This window comes from Steroidobacter sp. (genome assembly GCF_036402275.1).
Taxonomy (GTDB): Bacteria; Pseudomonadota; Gammaproteobacteria; order Steroidobacterales; family Steroidobacteraceae; genus Steroidobacter.
The window spans coordinates 461708-477789 of sequence record NZ_DASWTF010000036.1 but is presented as its reverse complement, the minus strand read 5'-3'; the positions used below and the strand labels follow the sequence as shown (position 1 = coordinate 477789).

11 protein-coding genes are annotated in these 16082 nt (G+C 62.5%); all 11 read left to right on the top strand.

The window, feature by feature from the left end:
* Positions 1-134: 134 nt before the first annotated feature.
* The 11 genes from VGD45_RS21750 (at position 135) to VGD45_RS21700 (ending at position 15856) form a co-directional block, all read left to right on the top strand.
* Entirely contained in the window at positions 135-3212 is a 3078-nt protein-coding gene (locus tag VGD45_RS21750) for a TonB-dependent receptor plug domain-containing protein (RefSeq protein WP_331157453.1), read from the top strand.
* Between the two features lie 57 nt (positions 3213-3269).
* The gene (locus VGD45_RS21745; RefSeq protein ID WP_331157452.1) at positions 3270-4229 is read left to right on the top strand and encodes an MBL fold metallo-hydrolase; all 960 of its coding nucleotides are present in this window, start codon (positions 3270-3272) and stop codon (positions 4227-4229) included.
* A 158-nt stretch (positions 4230-4387) separates the two neighbouring features.
* Positions 4388-6148 carry a DUF1588 domain-containing protein gene (locus tag VGD45_RS21740; protein WP_331157451.1) on the top strand — a complete coding sequence of 587 codons (1761 nt, stop codon included), beginning with the start codon at positions 4388-4390 and terminating at the stop codon, positions 6146-6148.
* Positions 6149-6175: 27 nt separating this feature from the next.
* On the top strand, positions 6176-7513 hold the full coding sequence (locus VGD45_RS21735) for a DUF1552 domain-containing protein (protein WP_331157450.1): 1338 nt from the start codon (positions 6176-6178) through the stop codon (positions 7511-7513).
* Positions 7514-7535: 22 nt separating this feature from the next.
* Positions 7536-8939, top strand: a complete 1404-nt coding sequence (locus tag VGD45_RS21730; protein ID WP_331157449.1) for a hypothetical protein — start codon at positions 7536-7538, stop codon at positions 8937-8939.
* A gap of 25 nt (positions 8940-8964) precedes the next feature.
* Positions 8965-10050: a hypothetical protein gene (locus VGD45_RS21725; protein ID WP_331157448.1), complete on the top strand. Its 1086-nt coding sequence runs from the start codon at positions 8965-8967 to the stop codon at positions 10048-10050.
* Positions 10051-10215: 165 nt separating this feature from the next.
* Positions 10216-11493, top strand: a complete 1278-nt coding sequence (locus tag VGD45_RS21720) for a thiamine pyrophosphate-dependent enzyme (protein ID WP_331157447.1) — start codon at positions 10216-10218, stop codon at positions 11491-11493.
* A gap of 2 nt (positions 11494-11495) precedes the next feature.
* Positions 11496-12509 (top strand): alpha-ketoacid dehydrogenase subunit beta, encoded by a 1014-nt coding sequence (locus VGD45_RS21715; protein WP_331157446.1) that lies wholly within the window; start codon positions 11496-11498, stop codon positions 12507-12509.
* Positions 12510-12511: 2 nt separating this feature from the next.
* The gene (locus VGD45_RS21710) at positions 12512-13963 is read left to right on the top strand and encodes a dihydrolipoamide acetyltransferase family protein (protein WP_331157445.1); all 1452 of its coding nucleotides are present in this window, start codon (positions 12512-12514) and stop codon (positions 13961-13963) included.
* 3 nt (positions 13964-13966) lie between these two features.
* Positions 13967-15364 (top strand): dihydrolipoyl dehydrogenase, encoded by a 1398-nt coding sequence (gene lpdA / locus VGD45_RS21705; RefSeq protein WP_331157444.1) that lies wholly within the window; start codon positions 13967-13969, stop codon positions 15362-15364.
* Positions 15365-15385: 21 nt separating this feature from the next.
* Positions 15386-15856: an Lrp/AsnC family transcriptional regulator gene (locus tag VGD45_RS21700; RefSeq protein ID WP_331157443.1), complete on the top strand. Its 471-nt coding sequence runs from the start codon at positions 15386-15388 to the stop codon at positions 15854-15856.
* The last annotated feature ends 226 nt before the right edge of the window (positions 15857-16082 follow it).

Genomic DNA, 16082 nt, shown 5'->3' with positions numbered 1-16082 from the left:
AAAGCATCGGCACGGATGGCGGCTCCGGCCCTCATCGTGACCCACGAGTGATTCATCAGATGCGAGGTCATGCTCCGGCTCACACCGGACGTGAGCCGAGCACAGAATAATTTTCCTAAAGGGGGAATATGACGATGAACGATCGAAGCGCGGCACGTTCGGGCGAGCGCCCGGTTTCTGCAGCCGTCAAACGGGCATTGGGACCGGCCAGCGTGACGTTGCTGGCGCTGACCAGTTTCGTCGCGATGAGCGCCATGGCGCAGGAGACCGCCGAGCAGGTGGCGCAGGCGGGTCCCTCGCCAGCCCCCCAAAGTGCAACCGGCAGCACCTCCGCCGATACTTCCGGCGACACTCTCGAAGCCATCACCGTCACCGGCTCGCGCATCGCGCGTACCGACGGCTATGAAGCGCCGACACCAGTCTCCGTGCTGGGTGCGGAAGAGTTGAACAAGATGGCGACGGTGACCATCGCGGACTCCGTCAACCGCCTGCCCGCGTTTACGAACAGCCAGACGCCGCGGAATCGCTCTTCGAACATCAGCTCCGGCACGGCCGGCACGAACATCCTGAACCTGCGCGGCCTCGGCGCCAACCGCACTCTGGTGCTCCAGGACGGCAAGCGCATGGTCGGTTCGACGATTGCCACGGGCGCGCTCTCGGGAGCGGTCGACGTCAACATGATTCCGAGCGGCCTGGTGCAGCGAGTGGACGTGGTGACGGGCGGCGCCTCGGCGGTGTACGGCTCGGACGCGCTCGCGGGCGTGGTGAACTTCGTTCTGGACAAGGAGTTCACCGGCGTCAAGGGCAACGTCGACTACGGCGCGACCACCGAAGGCGACGGCGAGAACTACAAACTCTCGCTGACGGCGGGAACGGGCTTCGCCGACGGCCGTGGCCACCTGTTGTTCAGCGGCGAGTACTCCGACGACGAAGGCATCATCGGCAACAATCGCGATTGGGCGGACGATTCGTTCCAGCTGATGAGCAACCCCCGGTCCGCGCAGCCTGGCCAGCCGACGCTGCTCACGGTTCATAACGCCGGCGTCGCCAATGGCACTTTCGGTGGGCTGACCTTGAGTTGTCGGAACATCACGCCGTACGTCGATCTCGTGACCGGCCAGCCCGGCAACAGGCTGACAGCCGCACCGGGCCCGTGCGGTCTGCGTGGAACTCAGTTCGTGACCGGCGGCGCCGCGATTCCGTTTCAGTTCGGCGATCTGGTGAACGGTCCGACCATGCGAGGCGGCGACTGGGAAGCCTCCCGTATCGATCGCGCCACGACCATCGCCCTGCCGCTGGAGCGTAAAACTCTGTTCGGCCGCGCCAGCTTCGACATCACCGACAACGTCACCACCTTCGTCGACTTGCAGTATGGCAAGACCTGGTCGCACAACACGCAGGTCGTGCCCATCCTGAACAACGGCGGCACCGTCTACGTCTATCAGGACAACGCGTTTCTGGCGCCTGAAATCAGGGATGTGATGGTGGCCAATGATATCGACGCCATCGAAATCGGCACGTTCAACGGCGACATGCATTACCTGCAGGGTATCAACGAGCGTGAGCTGAAGCGCGGCGTGTTCGGCTTCGAAGGCAACTTCGATCTCGGCGGCAGGGAGTGGAACTGGGATGCCTCCTACGTGCATGGCGAGCAGAACATCGTATCCCTGACACCGACCAACCGCGTCAACTCGCGATACCTCGCGGCGATCAACGCGGTACGCGATCCGGCCACGGGCAAAATCGTTTGCGGCCCGCGTGACCAGTTCCTGAACATCGTGGTCGATCCGAACTGCCGTCCCTACAATCCTATGGGCCTGGGTGTGAACTCGCCGCAAGCCCTCGACTACGTCACCGACATGGGGCACTCGGATATCACGCTGAAGCAGCAGGTCGTCGCCGCCAGCATGAGCGGCGAGCCGTTCGACAACTGGGCAGGCCCGGTGTCGCTCGCGTTCGGCGCCGAACACCGCAAGGAGTCCTCGGAGGGCGCCGTGAGCGATCTGGATCAGGCCAGCGCCTTCTTCGCGGGCAACTACAAGGCGACGATCGGCGAATACACGGTGAACGAAGGCTTCGTGGAAACGGTGTTCCCGTTGTTGAAGGACGTGCCTGGCGCCGATGTGCTGGACTTCAACGGCGCGGTTCGCTACACCGACTACAGCGAGTCCGGCGAAGTCACGACCTGGAAGGCCGGCCTGGTCTGGTCGCCGCTCGAGGATATGCGTTTCCGCTTCACCCGTTCGCGCGATATTCGCGCGCCAGGACTCGGCGAGCTGTTCAACCAGGGTTCTGGCGGCACGGGTAACAACATCGATCTGGGCCTGCCGGGTAACCCGCCGCCTCAATATTTCATGCAGAGCCAGACCATCGGCAATCGGAATCTCAAGCCGGAAGAGGCCGATACGACGGGTATCGGTGTGGTGTTGACGCCGCGCTTCCTGCCGGGCTTCACCATGTCCGTGGACTACTACAAGATCGAAGTCGACGGCACGATCTATGTGCGCAGCACGCGTGAGATCATCGAAGGTTGTTACAACGATAACGACGCGCAGCTGTGTTCGCAGATCCATCGCAATGCCGCCGGTTTCATCGACGTGGTCACCAGCTACCCGGAGAACATCGTCGGCGAGACGGCGAGCGGCGTGGACATCGACGCCACTTACCGCCTGCCGGTCGGCCCTGGCGACTTGACCTTGCGTGCAATGGGCACGTTCGTGGACAAGTTGGAGACGACCAACGCTCAGGGTGGCAAGATCGACGGTAAGGGTGTGAACTCGGACGATGCCGGCATCGGTCTGGGCGCCGAGCTCTCCGGGCCGAAGTATCGCTACCTGCTCTCGGCGGGTTACGACTGGAATCCGGTGTCGGTGACATTGTCGATGCGCGGTATCAGTTCGGGCGTGTACAACAACGCGTTCTACGAGTGCGACGTGGGCAGTTGTCCGTCGGCGAGCGAGCTGACCGCCATGGGCTACACCAACTCGATCAACGACAACCACATCGAGGCCGCCCACTATTTCGACCTGGCGGTCAACTACCAGCTCGAGAGCATGGGCGAGCTGTACGTCGTGATCGAAAACTTGACCAATGAGGATCCAGCCAAGGTCGCGGGCGGTCGTGGCGCTGGTTTCTATCAGGGTCAGTCGAACGTGGAGTTGTACGACCGCTTCGGCACCATGTTCCACGGTGGCGTGCGCTTCAAGTTCTGATAGTGAAACACCGGCGGGGCGGGCCCGACGCGGGCCCGCTCCGCTTGGGGGATGACGATGAGAAGAGCGAGTGGGCTCGCGCCGATCCTATGTTCGATCGGAGCGCTGCTGCTATCTCCGGCCGCCTTCAGTGCGGAGCCGCCGCATTCGGCGGATATTTCCAAACGCAATCTCACCGCGAAAGATTTTCCACGTTGGCAGCAGATCGTGCCCAACGTGTACGCCTATGAAGGGCTGCATTCGCCCGACAAGCAGGGCGTGATCGTCAACACGGTCAGCCTGATCGTCGCGACTGGCGACGGCGTGATCGTGGTGGACGGGCAGGGCGATGTGCCCCAGACCAGGCTCATGATCGAGAACATCCGCAAGCTCACGCCCGAGCCGATCAAGTACGTGGTGATCGCTTCCGATCATGGCGATCACGTCGGCGGCAACGCCGCCTTCAAAGAGGCTTATCCCAACGTCGTATTCATTGGCTCGCCGGCGTCGCAGAAGCGGCTGGCGAAGGATCCCAATCCGCCCACCATGCTGGTGTCCGAGCAGCGCTCGCTGCGGCTCGGCGCGATACAAATGGAGGTTTTGAATCTCGGCCGCGCACATACCGGCGGCGATCTGGTCGCGTGGCTGCCCGAAAGCAATGTGCTGTTCCTCGGCGAAGTGTTCTTACGCGATGTGTTTCCGGCCATGCGTTCGGCGTATCCGACGGAGTGGCTCGCGACTCTGCGGAAGGCGGCGACCATGAATGCGGCGTACTACCTGCCGGGCCATGGTTTCATCGATGAGGCGGCCATCATGAGGCGCGAGTTGGACGAAGCGCGCCTGGCGCTGGCGACCGTGATCGATGAGGCGGAACGATTGCATAAGGCAGGGTTCAAGTGCGAATCAGCCGCTAATTGCCAGGCAGCGGAGCACGCCAACTGGGGCGAGTACCACGACTGGGCGTTACGCAGCTCGCAGGCGCCGCTCGCCATCTGGCGTGTGTATCAGGAGCTGGACGGCGAACTGCCGCGGTCGTGATGTGTAAACTCCTGACACGGACGGAAAATTTCCACTTTCGCGGCGAAAAAAACAAAGTTCATACCAGGCGGTAGGCGTACATTCTGTAGCGCGGATAGAACGGGTCTAGCCAGCTAAATCTTTATTTATCCGCATGACGATCGGTAGGGGGACGTTGAGTGAATGTGAGTATCCGTAAAGCCCTGCTCGGCAGCGCCACCGCCGTGCTGACCGCCGCGTTGCTCGCCGGTTGTGCAGGCAAGAGCGAGCCCGAGAATCCCGGCACGCCGCCGCGTGTGCGAGTCATCACCACCGAGCAGTATCTGAACACCATCGCGAACGTGTTCGGCTCGAGCGTGGACATGGACATCAAGTTCCCGCCGCTGCGTCGGACCGACGGCCTGCTGTCGAATGGCGCTGCATTGGCGGGCGTCACCTCCGGCAAGATCGAAACGTTCCAGCGCGCCGCCAGCAGCATCGCCGGGCAGGTGGTCGCACCGGAGCGCCGCAATTACCTCATTCCGTGCACTCCCGCGTCGGAGACTCAGGCGGACCCCGAGTGCGCCAAGCAGTTTTTCTCGCAGACGGGCCGGCTTCTGCATCGTCGTACGCTGAGCGAGGAGGAGTTGGGCCACTACGTGACGGCGGCGAACGAGGCCGCCGATAAGCTGAAAGATTTCTATGCCGGTATCGAGCTGGTGCTCGAGGCCATGCTGATCAGCCCCGAGGTGTTGTTCATCGTGGAGAGCACCGAAGGCGACGCCGACGACGAAGGTCGTCGTCGTCTCGACAGCTACTCGCTGGCCTCACGCCTGAGCTTCTTTCTGTGGAACGCCGGTCCCGACGACATGGTGCTCAAGGCGGCGGAAAACGGCGACCTGGAGTCCGAGCGCGGCTTGAAGCGCGTCGTCGATGCGATGATCGCGAGCCCGCGTCTCGAAGCCGGCATGCGCGCCTTCTTCGACGACATGCTCGGTTTCGACGACTTCGATGCACTTTCGAAGGATCCGACCGTGTATCCGTTCTTCACAGGTGCGACGGCGACCGACGCACGTGAGCAAACGTTGCGCACGATCATCGATCACCTGATCGTCAAGCAAGCGGACTATCGCGATCTGTACGTCACGCGCGAGACGTTCATGTCGCCGGCGCTCGCGCCGCTGTATCAGATTCCGGCGTCGCGAGGCTGGACGGAATATGAGTTTGCCGAAGACAGCCCGCGCCAGGGCCTGCTGACGCAGATCAGCTTCGTCGCTCTGCGCTCCCATCCGGGCCGCAGCTCGCCGACTCTGCGTGGCAAGGCGCTGCGTGAACGTTTGCTGTGTCAGGTCGTGCCGCCGCCGCCACCGAACGTCGACTTCGGCAAGCTCGAAAATCCGGATGCGCACTACAAGACTCAGCGTGAGCGCGTGGCCGTGCATCTGGAAGATCCGGCGTGCGCGGGCTGCCACAAGATCACCGATCCGATGGGCCTCGCGTTGGAAAACTTCGATGGCGCCGGCCGCTTCCGCACCACCGAGAACGGCGCGACCATCGATACTTCGGGCGAGCTGGACGGCGTTCACTTCGACAACGCGGTCGGCCTGGGCAAGGCATTGCGTGACAATCCGAGCCTGCCGAGTTGCCTGGTCGATCGTCTGTACAGCTACGGCTCGGGCGGCGCGGCCAAACCCACCGATCGTTCGCTGCTCAAGTACTACACGGCCGAGTTCGCCGAGAGCGGCTACAAGCTGCCGGACCTGTTGCGCACCATCGCGCTGTCGGACGCCTTCCAGCACGTCACGCCGGCGAAGAAGACGGGTCCGTCGAAAGCGCATGCGCCCACCGAAGAAATCGTCATCGACGAGCAGTTGCCCACCACGACGACGGTGGAGGCTGACGGGCCGGCCGAATCACAACAGACCGTGGCCTCGAACGTTGGCCCCGGGCAAAAGAATTGAGTTTGACGTTTGCGGAGAATTCACCACATGAGCAAGTTGACCAGGCGGACAGTGTTGCGAGGGTTGGTGGGCGGCGTCGCCGTGAACGTTTCGCTGCCTCTGTTGAATTGTTTCCTCAACACCAACGGCACTGCTTTCGCTTCGGGTGCGCCCCTGCCGGTTCGCTTCGGCACCTGGGGTTGGGGCTTGGGGATGACCAAGAGCATCTTCGTGCCTCAGAAGTACGGCACGGATTTCGATCTGCCCGAAGAGATCGTGGCGCTGGCGCCGATCAAGCAGCACATGAACCTGATCACCAACACCCAGGCGTTTCGTGACAACTATCAGAACCTCTGTCACTACACCGGTTGGGTGATCGCGCGCACCGGCGCCGCGCCGAAGGACAACAAAGACATTCCGGGCGAGACCATCGACGTCACCATCGCCAACCAGATCGGCGGTTCGACGCGCTTCAAATCGCTCACCGCGACCGCGACCGGCGACGTGCGTAACACTTACAGCTACGAGAACAGCAACACACCGAACTCGCCGGAGTGGTCGCCGCTGCAGTTCTATACACGTCTGTTCGGTCCCGACTTTCCGGATCCGAACGCGCCGACGTTCACACCGAACCCGCGCATCATGGTGCGTGAGAGCGTGCTGTCCGGCGTGATGGATCAAACCAAGAAGCTGATGAACACCGTGCCAGCCGACGATAAGGCGCGACTGGACCAGTATTTCACCGGCCTGCGCCATCTCGAGCAGCAGTTCCAGCAGCGCCTGGAGAAGCCGGAGCCGATCCAGGCCTGCGTGCGGCCGGGCGAGATCAAGGTCGATCCCGCGATGGGCCAGGAGCAGGAAGCCATCGCGAACCGTCATCGCATGATGACCGACCTGCTGGTGATGGCGCTCGCGTGCGATCAGACGCGTGTGTTCAACATGGCGTACACCAACGCGAACTCGTCGACCATCAAGCCGGGTTACGAAAAGCCGCATCACACGACGACTCACGAAGAGCCGGTGGACATGAAGCTCGGCTATCAGCCGACTGCGTCGTGGTTCACGCGTCGTGCGATGGAGTCGTGGGCGTACTTCGTCGAAGCCTTCACCAAAGTGAAGGAGGGCGACGGCACGCTGCTCGACAACGTGTTCATCTACGGCACGACCGATCACGGTTATGCCCGCGTGCACAGCCTCGACAACATTCCGGTCTTCACCGCGGGTCGCGCCGGCGGCAAGGTAAAGAGCGGCATGCACATCGATGGTAAAGGCACCGCCGGCACGCGCGTCGGTTACACCGCGTTGCGCCTGTTCGGCGTGGACAAGCCGTCCTGGGGCGTCAACAGCAACAACACTTCGCACGAGGTCAGCGAGATCCTCGTCTGACCTTGCGCTAGGGGGATATGCGATGAAAAGACTTCGATGGTTGCTGTCCGCGACGGTGCTGATCGGCGCCGGCGTGAGTCAGACGACCTTGGCCGCGAACGGTCCGTATTGGCAGGCGAAAGATTCCAAGGCCAGCGAAGCGTATGTGAAGGTGCCGATGCCGCCGGGCATCCAGGTGATCCAGACCGAGCTGGAAGGCCCGGTGTTCGCCACCGCCGAAGGCAAGACGCTCTACCAATGGCAGCTGGGCAATCTTCGCAACGGTAACGCCGGCGATCGTCGTAACAGCGGCGAGTCGACCTGCGATGACACGATCTACAAGGAAACCACCGGCTACATGAGCCCGTATCCGGGCGGCTTCCTGTTGCCCGAGTTGGACAAGCGCAGGAGCTGTCAGGACCTATGGCCGCCCGTGCTCGCGCCCGCGGACGCGAAGCCCGTCGGCAAGTGGACCATCATCAAACGCAAGGATGGTAAGAGTCAGTGGGCGTACGACGGCTATCCCGTGTACACCTCGGATCTCGATCGCAAGCCCGGCGACGTGTTCGGTGGCACCAATGCGCTGAATGGCGGTGCGCAAGGCATCGTGCGTGAGCCGATCGGCCCGCCGCCCGATGTTCCCCCCGAACTGGCCATCGTGCCGTTCCGCACGGGCCACATGATCACGACGTACAAAGGCTTTTCGGTGTACGCGTCGGAGGCCGATGAGCCGGGCAAATCCAATTGCGTCGACAAATGTTTGTCGGATTGGGATCCGGTGCTCGCGCCGCAGACGGCGAAATCGAAAGGCGACTGGAGCGTGGTCGAGCGCTCGCCCGGCATCAAACAATGGGCATATCGTGGTCAGCCGCTCTATACCTACGTGCATGAGAAGAAAGCGCGCGCCGTCACCGGAAGTGACATTCCGGGCTGGCACAATGTTTATACGCAACGCGCGCTGCCGCCGCCGGCGGATTTCACGGTGCAGGATTCGCGCATCGGCCAGGTGCTGGCGGACAAGGAAGGCCGCACCATTTATATCTACCAGTGCAACGACGACGCGATGGATCAGCAGACCTGCGATCATCCCGATTCGCCGCAAGTGTATCGAATGGCGATCTGCGGCAACTTCGACGCCAAGGTCTGTCAGAAAACCTTCCCGTATGTGAAGGCCTCGCCGGGCGCCAAGAGCGACAGCAGCCTGTGGACGGTCGTGACCGTCGATCCGAACACCGGCAAGTGGGCCAAGCCCGGCGATGCGGGCGCCATGCAGGTGTGGGCGTATCGCGGTCGGCCCGTTTACACGTATGGCGACGATGCGAAGCCGGGTGACGCCAACGGCGACAGCTACGGCGAGTTCAACGGCCAGCGCAACGGCTTCCGGGCGTTCTGGCTGCGCGATGACTATCGAAACAACGCGCTCGGCCGGCTGGCGAATGATCGTTGAGGCGGTTCAGCGAAGAGGAGCGGATATGACTTTCAATGCATCTCTGAGTTTGAGCATTGCCAGTGCGCTGTTGGCCGCGTCTGTGACAGCCGTCGCCGCTCAACCTTTGCAGGAAGGCGGCGCGGCGCTCAAAGACCGCAAGATCGGTTACGTCATGACCCACAAATACTGGGCCGTGTACGAGACCGAAGGGGCGAAAACCGAATGTCCGCAAGGTTTCAACGACGGGCCGCGCGAGCAGTTCAAGAAACTGTATGGCGACGGTAAGAAGCGCTCCATCGTCGAAGCGCAGCTCAAGCGCGAAGGCGAGCAGTGGCATCCGACCACGGAGCCTGAGTCGTTCAAATTCCTGGAAGCCCAGGGCAACACGTCCTATGGCCTGAACCTGGACGGCAAGGTCGGCCTGGAAGATTTCCTGAGTCCCGAAGGCGAGAAGGGCATCGATAACCAGCTGTATCGCGTGATCGGCTGCATCGGCCATTACCGCACCATGGGCACCATCAATCACTTCGAAAACCTGTTCATGCGCAGCTATGACGATGCGCGCATCGTCATCGAGCTGACCGAAGTGGACAATCTGCAGCACGACGATGCCGTGGTCGTGACGACCTATCGCGGCAGCGACGGTTTGTTACAGGACGCGACGGGCGAAGGTTTCATTCCTGGCGGCACGCAGCGTATCGATCTGCGCTGGGGCAAGGAATACGTGAGCCAGTTGAAGGGCAAGATCGTCGACGGCGTGCTCGTCACGGATCCTGCCGATCGCGTGATGCTGCCGTGGGGTGTGACATTCGGCACCAGCGGATATCACGTGTTCCGCGGCTTTCAGTTGAAGCTGAAGCTCGACCCGGAAGCGGCGGAAGGCCTGATGGCCGGCTACGTCGATGTGAAGGCATTCAATCATCACTTGAATACATCGTGGTCCACGCATCATCACAGCTACGGTCAGCTGTCTTCTCCCTCGCAGTACAAGGCGATGATGCGCCTGGCCGACGGTTATCCCGATCCGAAGACCGGCAAGAACACCGCGATCTCCTCGGCGGTGCGGGTCAAGTTCACGCAGGTCTACGTGCGGCAGCCGGAACAACGGGAGCTGGTGTCGCAGAAGTGATGTTCCTTCCAGGGCGCAGGAATTTTCAGCCTGCGCCCCCATGCTTGCCACGATCATGCAGACAGACGCCTTCGCGGCGTGAATTTGGCGAAGAAATGACCGCGATGCGCTAGCTAGACTGGCCCCACTAGAACAGCAGACAACAAACGTTGTTAGGGGGCCGTCATGCTGCATTCAACCCGCCTGGATCGTCAGGCGGTGGCGCTCAGGCCGGCGCGCAACGCGCCGCTGACGCTGAGAATTCCCGAGCCGGTCGCACGTCCGGGCGAGTCGGCCAACTTCAGTAAATTGCGTCTGTCGGCGCCTGGCGCCGTGCGACGCCCCGCGCTGGATACCGAACCCCGCTCGATGCATGACCTCGCATACGAGCTGATACGCGTGCTCGACGACAACGGCAATGCCGTTGGCCCATGGGCGCCGGAGCTGTCGACCGCGACGCTGCTCGGTGGCCTTCGCACGATGATGCTGACGCGCGTGTTCGACGAGCGCATGTATCGCGCACAGCGTCAGGGCAAATGTTCGTTTTATGTGAGAAGCACGGGCGAGGAAGCCGTTACTGCCGCGCAGGCCGCGGCGATCGAGAGCAGCGACATGTGCTTTCCGAGCTATCGTCAGCAGGGCCTGCTGATCGCGCGCGGCTATCCCATCCTGAAGATGATGGGACAGATTTATTCCAACGCGCTCGATCCGCTGCTCGGCCGGCAGATGCCGGTGATGTACTCTAGCCGGGAGCATAATTTCTTCACGGTCTCGGGCAATCTCGGTACGCAGTTCATCCAGGCTGTCGGCTGGGCCATGGGCTCGGCGTTGAGCGGCGATACGCGCATCGCCGCGGGCTGGGTGGGGGATGGCACCACGGCCGAAGGCGATTTCCATTACGCGCTGACGTTCGCTTCGGTGTATCGCGCGCCGGTGATCTTGAACGTCGTCAACAATCAGTGGGCGATTTCATCTTTCCAAGGCATCGCGGGTGGCGACGAAGCGCCGTTCGCGGCGCGCGCCGTCGGCTACGGGCTCCCGGCGTTGCGCGTCGATGGAAATGATTTCCTCGCGGTGTATGCCGCGACAAAGTGGGCCGCGCAGCGCGCTCGCTCCAATCATGGGGCGACATTGATCGAGTTGTTTACTTATCGTGCCGAAGCCCATTCGACGAGCGACGATCCGACTCGTTACCGGCCGGCGGATGAGAGCGCGAAATGGCCGCTCGGCGATCCGATCGCACGTCTCAAGCAGCATCTGATCCAGCGTGGCGAGTGGAGCGAGCAGAAGCACGCGTCGCTGCTTGAAGATGTCACGCAGGAAGTTCGCACCGTGCAGAAAGAAGCGGAAGCGAGCGGCGTCCACGGCAACAATCAGACGGCGAGTCCCAAGACCATGTTCGAAGGCGTGTTCAAGGAGCCGGATCCGCGACTGCTGAAGCAGCGCCAGGAGGCGGGTTTCTGAGCATGGCGACCATGAATATGATCCAGGCCCTGAACTCCGCCATGGCCACCATGATGGCGCGCGACCCGAGCGTGGTCGTGTTCGGCGAGGACGTGGGTTACTTCGGCGGCGTGTTTCGCGCCACCGACGGTTTACAAAAGAAATATGGCAAGCATCGTTGTTTCGATACGCCGATCGCCGAGGGCGGCATCGTCGGTGCGGCCATCGGCATGGGGGCTTACGGCATGCGGCCGGTGGTGGAGGTCCAGTTCGCGGACTACATCTATCCGGCCTTCGATCAGCTCACCTCCGAGGCGGCGCGCATCCGCTATCGGTCGGCGGGGCAGTTCAGCGTGCCTATCGTGGTGCGCTCGCCTTATGGCGGCGGCATCTACGGCGGACAGACGCACAGCCAGAGTCCGGAAGGACTGTTCACGCACGTCGTCGGATTGAAGGTTGTCATTCCTTCGACGCCGTATGACGCCAAGGGACTGCTGATCAGCGCCATCGAGGACGACGATCCGGTGATGTTCTTCGAGCCCAAGCGGTTGTACACGGGACCGTTCGACGGGCGTCACGATGTGGCGGTGAAGCCCTGGTCGGTGCATCCGGCGAGTGAGGTGCCCGAGGATTATTACAAAGTGCCGCTAGGCAAGGCGTCGGTCGTGCGTGAGGGTGAAGAAGTCACGGTGCTCGCGTATGGAACGATGGTGCACGTGGCGCTGGCCGCTGCTAACGACAGTGGCGTCGATGCGGAAGTCATCGATCTGCGCAGTCTGATTCCGTTAGATGTGGACACGATCATGAGCTCGGTCAACAAGACCGGTCGCTGCATCGTGGTTCACGAGGCCACCAAGACGAGTGGGTTCGGAGCGGAGCTTGCGGCGTTGGTGCAGAGGGAATGTTTCTATCAGCTGGAGGCGCCGGTGGAGCGCGTCACAGGGTGGGACATTCCTTATCCGCACGCGTTTGAATGGCAGTACTTCCCCGGTCCGGCTCGCGTCGCCGCGGCGCTGCGCCAGGCGATGGAGGCTTAGCCGTGGGTCAGTACAGCTTCAAGCTTCCCGATGTGGGCGAGGGCACGGCCGAGGCCGAGATCGCCGAGTGGCGGGTGAAAGTCGGCGATCGCGTCGAGGAAGATCAGCCGCTGGTCGATATGATGACCGACAAGGCCACGGTCGAGTTGACGTCGCCGGTCGCAGGCGTCGTGCAGAGTATCGCCGGCAAGGCGGGCGAGAAGGCGGCGGTTGGATCGGTGTTGGTCGTGCTTGAAACATCCGGAGCCGGCTCGGCCCCGGAACAAACAACGCAAGTCGCCGCCCCCGCTCAGAACAAACAAACGGCAGCCGCCGCACAAGCGGACGCCGAGCAGCGTCGCACTGGCACCGGGCCAGTGGCCGTGTCTGCGGTCTCCACCGCAAAGTCATCCGGCGTTTCTCAGGCGGCGGCTGCGCTCGCCGCCGTTAATTCCTCGCACGGAGTCGCGCGCGCGGCGCATTCGAGCGGCGAAGCCGGAGCGGATTTCAGGCGCGGCCGCGAGGCCGGCGCGGGTCGGCCGCTGCGCGGCCAGCGGCCGGCGGCGTCACCGGCGGTGCGGCGGCGGGCGGAGGAACTGGGCATCAAGTTGCAGTTCGTTCGGGGCAGCGGCCCGAGTGGGCGCATCATGCATTCGGATCTGGATGCGTTCCTGGCTGAGGAATCGGCCGAGGGCTCCACTGGCCTGTCACGCATCGGCGGCAGCGCTGCAAACGACAGAACCTCAACCGCGCCCAATTATTTATATACAAAACTCTCCGGCGGCGAAGACATTCCAGTCATCGGCATGCGGCGGCAAATCTCCGAGCGCATGCAGCTGGCCAAACGGCACATTCCTCACTTCACCTACGTCGAAGAAGTCGACGTCACCGAGCTCGAACAGCTCCGTGCTCATCTCAATGCCGCACGCACTCCGGACCAACCGAAACTGACGTTGCTCCCGTTCCTCATGCGTGCGCTCATCCGCGTGCTGCGTGAGTTCCCGCAGATGAACGCCACATACGACGACGAAGCCGGCGTCATTCATCGCAGCGCCCCGGTGCACATCGGCATGGCGGTACAGACTACACGTGGCTTGCTCGTCGCCGTGATCAAACATGCCGAAGCGCGTGACGTGTGGGACTGCGCCACCGAAGTGTCTCACCTAGCAACCGTCGCCCGCGACGGCAAGGCATCTCGCGAACAACTGACGGGTTCGACGATCACCATCACGAGCCTCGGCCCGCTAGGCGGCGTGTCCGCGACGCCAGTCATCAATCGTCCCGAGGTCGCCATCATCGCGCCGAACAAGATCGTCGAACGCCCCGTGGTGCGCGACGGGCAGATCGTGATCCGCAAGATGATGAACCTGTCGTCCTCGTTCGATCATCGCGTGATCGACGGCGCCGAAGCCGCCGAATTCATTCAACGCCTGCGCACGGTGCTCGAGCAGCCCGCCACCATTTTCGTCCGGTGACTCATGAGCGAAACGATCAAGACGCGAGTGTTGGTGGTGGGCGGCGGGCCCGGCGGCTATGTCACAGCCCTACGCGCGGCCCAGCTCGGTTTGCAGGTCACGCTGGTGGAGGGCGACCGACTCGGCGGCACCTGCCTGATCCGAGGCTGCATTCCCTCGAAAGCGCTGATCCACGCAGCGGCAAAGTTCACCACCGTGCGCGAGGCGGCCAAGCAGGGCGGCACCCTGGGCATTTCAGTAGGCGCCGAGCCGACGTTGAACCTGGGCGAAACGGTGCGTTGGAAAGACGACGTGGTGAATCGTCTGAACGAAGGCGTTGCCGGATTGCTCCGCCGCGCCAAGGTGCAAGTGATCTCGGGCTGGGCCAGCTTCATCGACGCGAAGTCCTGCATAGTGAAGACGGCGTCGGGTTTTCTCTCCATCACGGCCGAGCATGTGGTGCTCGCAACGGGCTCCGAGCCGGTCGAGCTGCCTGGCTTGCCGTTCGGTGGGCCCATCATTTCCTCGACTGAGGCGCTGGCATTGCAGAGTCTGCCACGCAGTCTCGCAGTCATCGGCGCCGGCTACATCGGTCTCGAACTGGGCTCGGCGTTTAGGAAGATGGGCGTCGAGGTCACGATCATCGAAGCCCAGGATCGCATCCTGCCGCTTTACGACAGCGCCCTGGTCAAGCCGGTCGCACGCTGGCTCGATCGCGCTGGTGTGATCGTGCATCTCGGCGCGATGGTGAGCGGCTACGAAGCCGGTTCGCTATTCGCACGCAGCCAGGACGGCAAGACGCTGGCAGTGAAGGCTGACCAAGTGCTGGTCACCGTGGGCCGTCGGCCGCGCACGCAGGGCTGGGGGCTGGAGAACATGGGCGTGGACATGAGCGGCCGGTTCGTTCACATCGACGATCAATGCCGCACCTCCATGAAGAACGTTTGGGCCATCGGCGATTTGGTCGGCGAGCCCATGCTGGAACACAAGGCCACGGCGCAAGGCGAGATGGTCGCGGAGCTCATCGCTGGCGTTCGCCGTCGTTTCGACCCCGTGGCCATTCCGGCGGTTTGTTTCACTGAACCTGAAATCGTCAGCGTCGGTCTGTCGCCGAGCGACGCCGGTGCTGGCGACATCGAGGTGATCAACGCGCAGTTTCCGTTCGCCGCCAACGGCCGCGCGATGTCGATGGAAGCGAGCGAGACCGGCGGCTTCATCCGCGTCGTGGCACGCAAACACGATCGTCGCTTGCTCGGCATTCAAGCGGTGGGCGCGCACGTCTCCGAGCTGTCGGGGGAATTCGCATTGGCGCTGGGTGCCACGCTGGAAGACATCGGCGGCGTCATTCACGCGCATCCCACACTGTCAGAAGCGTTTTTCGAGGCCTCGCTGGCGGGCCTCGGTCATGCCCTGCACGTGTGAAGTATGGAGGTCAGGAGCGAAATGAGCGGCGGCCTCGACAAAATCGACTACAAGATCCTGTCGGTATTGCAGCAGGACGCGTCACTGTCGGCCGCGGAAGTGGCCGAGGCCGTGGGCTTGTCGCAATCGCCGTGCTGGCGGCGCATTCAGCGGCTGAAGGATGACGGTTACATCACCAAGATCGTGGCGCTGCTGGATCGCCAGAAGCTCGGCCTGCGCGCGCAGCTGTTCGTGCAGGTCAAAGTAGTAAAGAACGACCGCGCCAGCCTCGCCGAATTCTCCGAGGCCATCCGTGCCTTTCCTGAGGTCATGGAATGCCACGTCGTGCTAGGCGTGTTCGACTTCCTGTTGCGCGTCGTGGCCAAGGACATGGAGGCATACGAGACGTTCTACTTCGAGAAGCTGTCACGCGTGCCGCACATTCTGGAAGTCACTTCCTATGTCGCGGCTTCGGAAATCAAGACCACCACTGCCTGGCCGTTGCACCTCTAGCCCGCTGCCTTTCGCGCAACGGGCCCCGCGCATATCGCACCACCTGGCAAGACCGCTGGCCGGGCTCGGCGCCGTGCGCCCCTCCAGAACCTGAAATCTTTTTCATTTATTCCCCGGAAGTTCGTTAGCGTCTTGTGTCAGACAAGATTACATGCAATCACTATGTCGCCAAATTCGACGAGGGTGACATTTAAAGCCAGCGAACACGCTCAACGCACAAAATCGT

Coding starts and splice junctions, on each gene's coding strand:
- lpdA (WP_331157444.1), top strand. CDS start 13,967: ATGAGCGAAACGATCAAGACGCGAGTGTTGGTGGTGGGCGGCGGGCCC.
- VGD45_RS21720 (WP_331157447.1), top strand. CDS start 10,216: ATGCTGCATTCAACCCGCCTGGATCGTCAGGCGGTGGCGCTCAGGCCG.
- VGD45_RS21735 (WP_331157450.1), top strand. CDS start 6,176: ATGAGCAAGTTGACCAGGCGGACAGTGTTGCGAGGGTTGGTGGGCGGC.
- VGD45_RS21730 (WP_331157449.1), top strand. CDS start 7,536: ATGAAAAGACTTCGATGGTTGCTGTCCGCGACGGTGCTGATCGGCGCC.
- VGD45_RS21725 (WP_331157448.1), top strand. CDS start 8,965: ATGACTTTCAATGCATCTCTGAGTTTGAGCATTGCCAGTGCGCTGTTG.
- VGD45_RS21715 (WP_331157446.1), top strand. CDS start 11,496: ATGGCGACCATGAATATGATCCAGGCCCTGAACTCCGCCATGGCCACC.
- VGD45_RS21745 (WP_331157452.1), top strand. CDS start 3,270: ATGAGAAGAGCGAGTGGGCTCGCGCCGATCCTATGTTCGATCGGAGCG.
- VGD45_RS21750 (WP_331157453.1), top strand. CDS start 135: ATGAACGATCGAAGCGCGGCACGTTCGGGCGAGCGCCCGGTTTCTGCA.
- VGD45_RS21700 (WP_331157443.1), top strand. CDS start 15,386: ATGAGCGGCGGCCTCGACAAAATCGACTACAAGATCCTGTCGGTATTG.